Source organism: Psychrobacter sp. S1-30-MNA-CIBAN-0213 (genome assembly GCF_040309845.1).
Classification (GTDB): Bacteria; Pseudomonadota; Gammaproteobacteria; order Pseudomonadales; family Moraxellaceae; genus Psychrobacter.
In genome coordinates this window covers 1-236 of record NZ_JBEOPE010000177.1, presented here as the reverse complement: position 1 = coordinate 236, position 236 = coordinate 1, and the positions used below count along the sequence as shown (strand labels likewise).

The 236-nt window shown below is 47.9% G+C and carries 1 pseudogene; it reads left to right on the top strand.

Going from position 1 to position 236, the window contains the following annotated elements:
• A pseudogene (locus AAEY87_RS14405) lies at positions 1-236 on the top strand (UDP-3-O-(3-hydroxymyristoyl)glucosamine N-acyltransferase); the annotation flags it as partial.

Below are 236 nucleotides of genomic sequence, written 5' to 3'. Positions count from 1 at the left end.
CACAGGTTGGGAGCGCATTGCCCAGTTAGGCCGTGTCATTATTGGTGATCATGTAAGAGTTGGTAGCCAGACGTGTATCGATCGTGGCGCTATCGATGATACCGTTATTGGCAATCACGTGATTATTGATAATCTGGTACAAGTTGCCCATAACGTCCGTATCGGTGACGGTACTGCTATTGCTGCTCAAACTGGCATTGCGGGTAGTACTACGATAGGGAAGCGCTGTATAATAG